At 65.7% G+C, this 6235-nt stretch carries 1 protein-coding gene and 1 pseudogene; both read right to left on the bottom strand.

Annotated features, from left to right (window positions below):
• The coding region (locus ABZT03_RS42575) for an FG-GAP-like repeat-containing protein (RefSeq protein ID WP_356049486.1) at window positions 1–5241 on the bottom strand (5241 nt) is incomplete at its 3' end.
• A 243-nt stretch (window positions 5242–5484) separates the two neighbouring features.
• A pseudogene (locus ABZT03_RS42580) lies at window positions 5485–5847 on the bottom strand (SpvB/TcaC N-terminal domain-containing protein); the annotation flags it as partial.
• Window positions 5848–6235 lie beyond the last annotated feature (388 nt).

Below are 6235 nucleotides of genomic sequence, written 5' to 3' on the forward strand. Positions count from 1 at the left end.
GGGGATGGTGAGGACGGTGCCGTCGGCGCCGCCGGTCTTCTTTATGCGTGTGCCGAAGGCGTCGTAGGCGAAGGTGGTGGTTTTCCCGCCGGTGGTGATGGTGTGGGGGAGGTTGAAGGGGGTGTAGGTGATGGCGCGGGTGGTGGTGTTTGCTTCGTTGGTGGTGGAGGTTTGGCGGCCCTGGCCGTCGTGGTGGTAGGTCTCGACCGCGCCTGAGCCGGCTGCGCCGGTGGTGTAGCTGGTCAGGGTCCGCGGCAGGGTGGTTGCGGAGCCGGCGGGCTGACCGTAGGTGCGGGTTTTGGTGGTGGTGCCGGTGGTGATGGAGGTGAGGTTGCCAGCCTCGTCGTAGTCGTAGCCGGTGCTGTGGGTCTGGTTGTTGTCGCTCAGGTCCCAGCCGGTGAGTTCGTTGATCTCGTTGTAGCCGTAGGCGTCGCTGCGGGTGGGGCTGGCGGTGAGGTCGTCCTTCTCTTTCACCAGGCCGGTGTCACCGTAGGTGTATTTCAGGTTTTCCACGGTGGTGGGTGTGGTGGTGGCGTTGTTGGTGGCGGTCATGGTCTTGACCTGGCCGGTGTCCGGGTCGTAGGTGCGCTCCAGGGTCAGGGAGCCGGCCGGGCCGAGGGAGGCGCCGGTCAGGGCCTGGTCGGCGTTGCGGGACACGGTGTGCCACAGGGTCTGTCCCGGGCTGCCGGCGCTGACGTCGGTGACGTCCTTGAGGTTGTCGTAGGCGTTGTAGACGTTCTTGACGGACAGGACGTGGTTGCCGACCTGCGGGTAGGTGACGGCGTCCGGCAGGCCGGTGGTGGGGTCGTAGTGGGTGGTGGTGGTGTAGGTGACCGACGGGCTGACGGTTTTGTCCTCATAGGAGGTCTGGGTGGGGTGGCCCATGTCGTCGTAGCCGAAGTGAGTGGTGATCCTGTCGGGTGAGGTGGCCTCGGCGAGTTGGCCGCTGCCGCCGGGCGCGGTGTCCCAGGTGTAGCTGGTGGTGTCCTTGCTGCTGCCGGTCTGGCCGTCGGTGTCCTCGATGGCGGTGGGCCGGTCGAGGTCGTCGTAGCTGTAGGTGGCCTTGTTCTGGGTGTTGCCGGTGCCGTCGTGGGTCTGGGTGTGGATGAGACCGGTGCCGTAGTAGGTGGTGGTCAGGTCGCCCCGGTCGGGGTCGGTGGTGTGGATCTCCCGGCCGCGTACGTCGTAGTCGTGGCCGATGGTGATGTCGGACTTGCCCTGATGGGTGGTGGCCGTGGCGACCAGACCGAACGGGGCGTAGGTATAGGAAGTGCTGGCGGTCCGCTTGGTCTTCTTGGCGTCGGTGAAGGGTGCCTCGGTCGTCAGCACACGGCCGTCTTCGTCGCTGGTGATGGTGCTGGTGTGTCCGAGCGGGTCGGTTGAAGTGGTGGTGGAGGCGGTGAAGTCGTAGTCGGCGGTGGTGTGTTTGCCGTTGTATCCGGTGGTGTCGACCGGCCGGTTGAGGGAGTCGAACACCGTGGAGGCGGTGGGCGGGTTGTTGGCGGAGAACGTCGGTCGGGTCTGCGAGGTCTGCCGGCCGAACCGGTCGTAGTCGCTGCGGGCGACGACTTTGGTGCCGTCGAAGCCGGGACCGCTGGCCTTGCGGGTAGCGCCCGCGGTGTCGCTCACCACGGTGGACACACGCTGGCCGGTGGTGGCGGTCACGGTGGAGCCGTTGCGGCCCCCGCCGGTCTCGAAACTGCTGGCGTAGGTGATGTCTGTGGGCCGGGTGCCATCGGCTTGGGTGTGGACCACCCGTCCGAGGTCGTCAAGGGTGGTGGCGGTGTTCATCCCGTTGATGTCTTCGGTGGCCACGCTCACGCCGAATGCGGGGTGGATGGCCTGCCATTGAGAGGGCCGGTAGGTGGTGGCGGTGTCGGTGTGCTCCGTCCAGGTCTGGACCGGGTCGATCTCCTCCTCGGGCTGGCCGGGGAACGGCTGGCCGCCGGGGAAGTAGTCCGGATCCGCGGGGTTCCCGATCGGTGGGAGGCTGTATTCCAGGTGGGTGACCCCATCCGGCCGGCCGGCGGCCGACTCGGTGATCTGGGTGAGCACGCCCGGGCCGTCGGCCTGGCCGTGGTCCAGGGTGTAGGTGGTGGTGTCGGTCAGCGACGTATCGGCGTTGCCCTTCTCATGGGTCACCGACTGCAGCCTGCCCTTGCCGTCGAACGTCGAGGCGACATGCCGGGTGACGCCCTTGGCGGGGTCGCTGGTGTCCGCGCCCGGCTCCCACGCGGTGGCGGTCACCGTGTCCGGCAGGCCGGTCAGCCAGTCTGCCTGCCGCTGCTGGGACAGGTCGTAGCTGGTGGCGGTATCCGTGGTGGTGCCACCGGTCACCTCGGTGCGCTGATGCGTGAGGTTGCCGTAATCGTCATACGTGCTCGACGTATGCGTGTGATGGGTCTTCTGCCCCTGGCCCGGGTCATCCACCTGCGTCAGACGCGTCACATCGTGTCCGCTGCCGGCCAGGCTGGTGGCCCAGTCCACCGACACACTGCCGTCCTCCCAGGTGGTACCGCTGCCGTCGTGGGGGAAGACCGCGAACCGCTTGTCCCCCAGCACACGGAAGGTCGGGCTGGAGAACGTCCGGCTGATCCGTGCCTTGACCGTGCCGGGCTGCGCGGTCACCTGGCCCGGGGTCAGGATCGGGGTGACGGTGGTCACCTCGTGCGGCATCGACGCGAACGGATAGTGATGCCCACCATCCAGGCTGGTGCGCACATCGTATTTTGTGGTCACCTGCCGGGGCCGGGACGGGGTCCAGGAGTGGACCGTACCGAACCCGAGGAAGCCCTGGCGCCGGTGCGCGACCGGATCGGCGTAGTCGTAGAACGTCACCACCGACGGGTCACCCGACTGGAAGGCGTTCTCCCGGGAGGTGAGCTTGCGTACTACCGGCATGCCCCGCTTGACACACACCAGCGGCGCGTCACAGGCGTGGCCGGCCTCGTCCTGCGGCCGGTCGGTGAAATCGTTGGAGTACTCCACCACCTCCCGGTCCCAGGACGCGTCCTTGTCACCGACCTTGATGATCCGGTCCGGCTCCGAGGCATCCTGGGTGAGGACCTTCAGGTGCCCGTCACCGGTCGCCTCGACCAGGTCCACCCGGTTGTCACCGTTGAAGTCACCCAGCTGCGACAGCGCACGACCCACATTCGGCGCCGCCACACCGGCACTGACCTGCCCCAGATCATCCTCAACGAACCCGCGGTTGCCGCCCTGCGCCAAAAGCACCGCCACATGGTCGGTGCCGCCCGCCGAAACGGTCTCATAGCGTCCGTCGCCATCGGCATCGGCAGCCTGCAGCGAATCGTTGTAGAAGGAGACGATGTCATCCATGCCATCGCCGTTGACATCATCGACCCGTAGATCGGCCAGCTTGTCCCGCGGAATAGTCACATGCGTGCCATCCCAGTGCTGGCCCACCCCGGTCCCCCACAAGATCACACCCGGATCGTTCTCACCCGAATAATGCAACCACGGCGCATCCCCGGGATTGGGCAGCATCAGCGTGTCCGGCAGGCCATCCCCGTTGAAGTCGCCCTGGACCGTCTTGACCCCATACAACGCGTTCGGATGCGTCTCATCGGTTACCTGAGGCGTCACCTTCGAACAGATCGGAACCGGCAGCGGGCCCGCCGCGATACCCGGGCAGTGGAAGATGTGGTCGGTCCACTCCTTGCGCTGCGAATTCAGCGGCGCGTACCGGGACAGGCCAGCACCCCCGCTGTGCTCGGTCAGCTTGCCGTCATCGCCCGCGCTCAACGCGACCGTGCCCTGGTTGACCCCACACACGATGGGACTGGCGGTGTGCACCTGTCCACCAGGGTCTTCTTCCTCGTTCGGCTCACCGGCCAGGACCTCCCGGTCCACCAGCACATCCGCCCGGCCATCCCCGTCGACGTCGGCGACCCGGCTGCCCGGACACCGCCCCGACCACGGAGTCCGCGTCGGATTGTGCGTAGACCCGGTCGACACCGGCGCCGCGAACGTGCCGTCCCCCTTGTTCAACGCCACCGAAAGATCATCTTTGTCGGCGTCCACGGTGGTCTTCCGCGCGGCCACAAAGTCCGGCAGCCCATCCCCGTTGACATCCGCGAAATCACTGAACGCCGGATTGACATCGGTGAACTTCGTACCCAGCGGCAGATGCACGCCCGTGTCGTCGAACCGGTCGTTCGACCCATCCCAGTGCAGGATCCGCGCCTCGGTCTGCAACCCGCTGACCGTATCGGCGACCGCGAGTTCCGTCTTCCCATCCCCGTCGACATCCACCGGCCGGGTATCGCGCAGGTTCCCGCCCGACGGCCAGCCCGTCGACTGGTCGATGGCATGCGTCTGCGACAGCGGCGACGCCGCCCCCGACGTCGTATTCCGCGACCCGAGCCGGACCGTGGCCACCGGATTCAGGCCGTCCGCACCCGGATTGAGCACCAGATCGTCCAAACCATCACCATTCAGGTCCGCGACGTGCTCACTCGGCGGCGTCACCGCCGCCGGATTGGTGTTCACACTCAACCCGCCCACCGACGCCGAGGTGAACGACGGCTTCACCGACCCCGACCAGGTGAACCGCTTCGCCGGCGCACACCCAGCCGCCGAGCCACACATCTGGACCTGCGACAGCATGCTCCGCGACCGCAGCCCCGCACCCGTCCCGATCGGCTCGTACGACAGGTTGTACCGGCGCACCAGCGCCGTCGCCCCCGGATTAGGCGCGAACATGCTGACCGTCTTCAGCCGCTGCGTCGAGGCATACCGCACCCCATTCACATAACGGAACGACGTATCCGCACGATTCTCGTAATCAAACTGCACATACCGGGCCGCGTCCAGGCCCCCGGGACCATACGTATACGCAATCTTCGAGACCAGGAACTCATTCCCCGGACTCGAATCCACCGTCTTGTTGTACGAATACCGCATCTCGTTGCCCGACGGGTCCTTCACACTCGTCAGCAGCCAGGCAACCCGCGGCGTCGACTCCTTGGTCGACCCCGTCTCCAGCTTCTGCGTATCCTCCCACGACCGCTTGTAATAACACGCGTCCGTCGGCTGAGGGGTGAACGTCGGTCCCGGGCTCGGCTTCGCCGTTCCCGACGGCTTCGGGGACGGATCCTCCGTCATCACACACACCTTGTCTCCCAACGTCGGAGACTCATGGTGCAAACGCAACGTCTCATCCACCCGCACACCTATCTGCGCGGTATACGTGGAAATGCGCCCGTCCTTGTCCGCCACGACCACCGTGTCCGGACCCTCATTCAGATTCCCCGACGCATTCGTCGAGATTATCTTTGCAAAACCACCGCCCTCGGTACGGTACTCCGTTCCCTCATCCCCGTAATCACCACTACGACCCGGCTCCGAGGCGCCCAGCGAAATCAGCTTCTGCCCATTCAGGCACAACTTGTCCCGCCGGTCGTAATACACCCCACTACGATCCCCCTCCGTATCCCGGGCATCACCACACCGCGTGATCGCCGACGGAGAACCCGCCAACGACCACCCCAAACCAAGCGACCCCTCCCCACCCCCGCTCGCATACGACAACCCCAGATCCGGCTGCATCCCCAACCGGCCCCGCGGAACATCCAAACCAATCCTGTACGTGAACGCACCCGTCCGCGACACCCCCGCCGACCCCGGCAAAAACCCCGACTCATCCGCCTTCGCCAACGAGGTACTCGGCAACTTCAACGCATGCTTCGGCACCGGCACACCCCCAGCCGCAAACGCCGACGCCGGAACCAATGCCGGAACCACCGCCGCCACCACCGCACACGAAGTAACCGCCGTCAACCACCGGGACGGCGACCGCCCCCGACCCCTACCATAAACACGCATACAAACATTCCCTCGATTCACTTATCGTTATTCAGACATGCCACAACAGGACCCACCCGCCCCCTACACGAGAACAACCAGGCCCATGCAACACGCCACAACAATCCACCAAAGACACACCGCACATCACACGGCATACCCCTGACAGCCAGCAGAATACGGCCACACAACCCGAATACAGCTGAGTACTCACAACTCAAAACCCCCACCACCCACAACACCAACCGGCAAAACCCTTGACACCACAAGCCACCACCAAAAAACCACACCGCCTTAATACTCCAGTCAGAAATCGGGCATTGTCAGGTTGAGCGGGAGCCCTCGCCGGTGGCATGATCATCTGTCTGGTCGGATCGCCGGGAGGGGCTGCTCGTGGACGCGGTGTCGT

This window comes from Streptomyces sp. NPDC005574 (assembly GCF_040605435.1).
Taxonomy (GTDB): Bacteria; Actinomycetota; Actinomycetes; order Streptomycetales; family Streptomycetaceae; genus Streptomyces.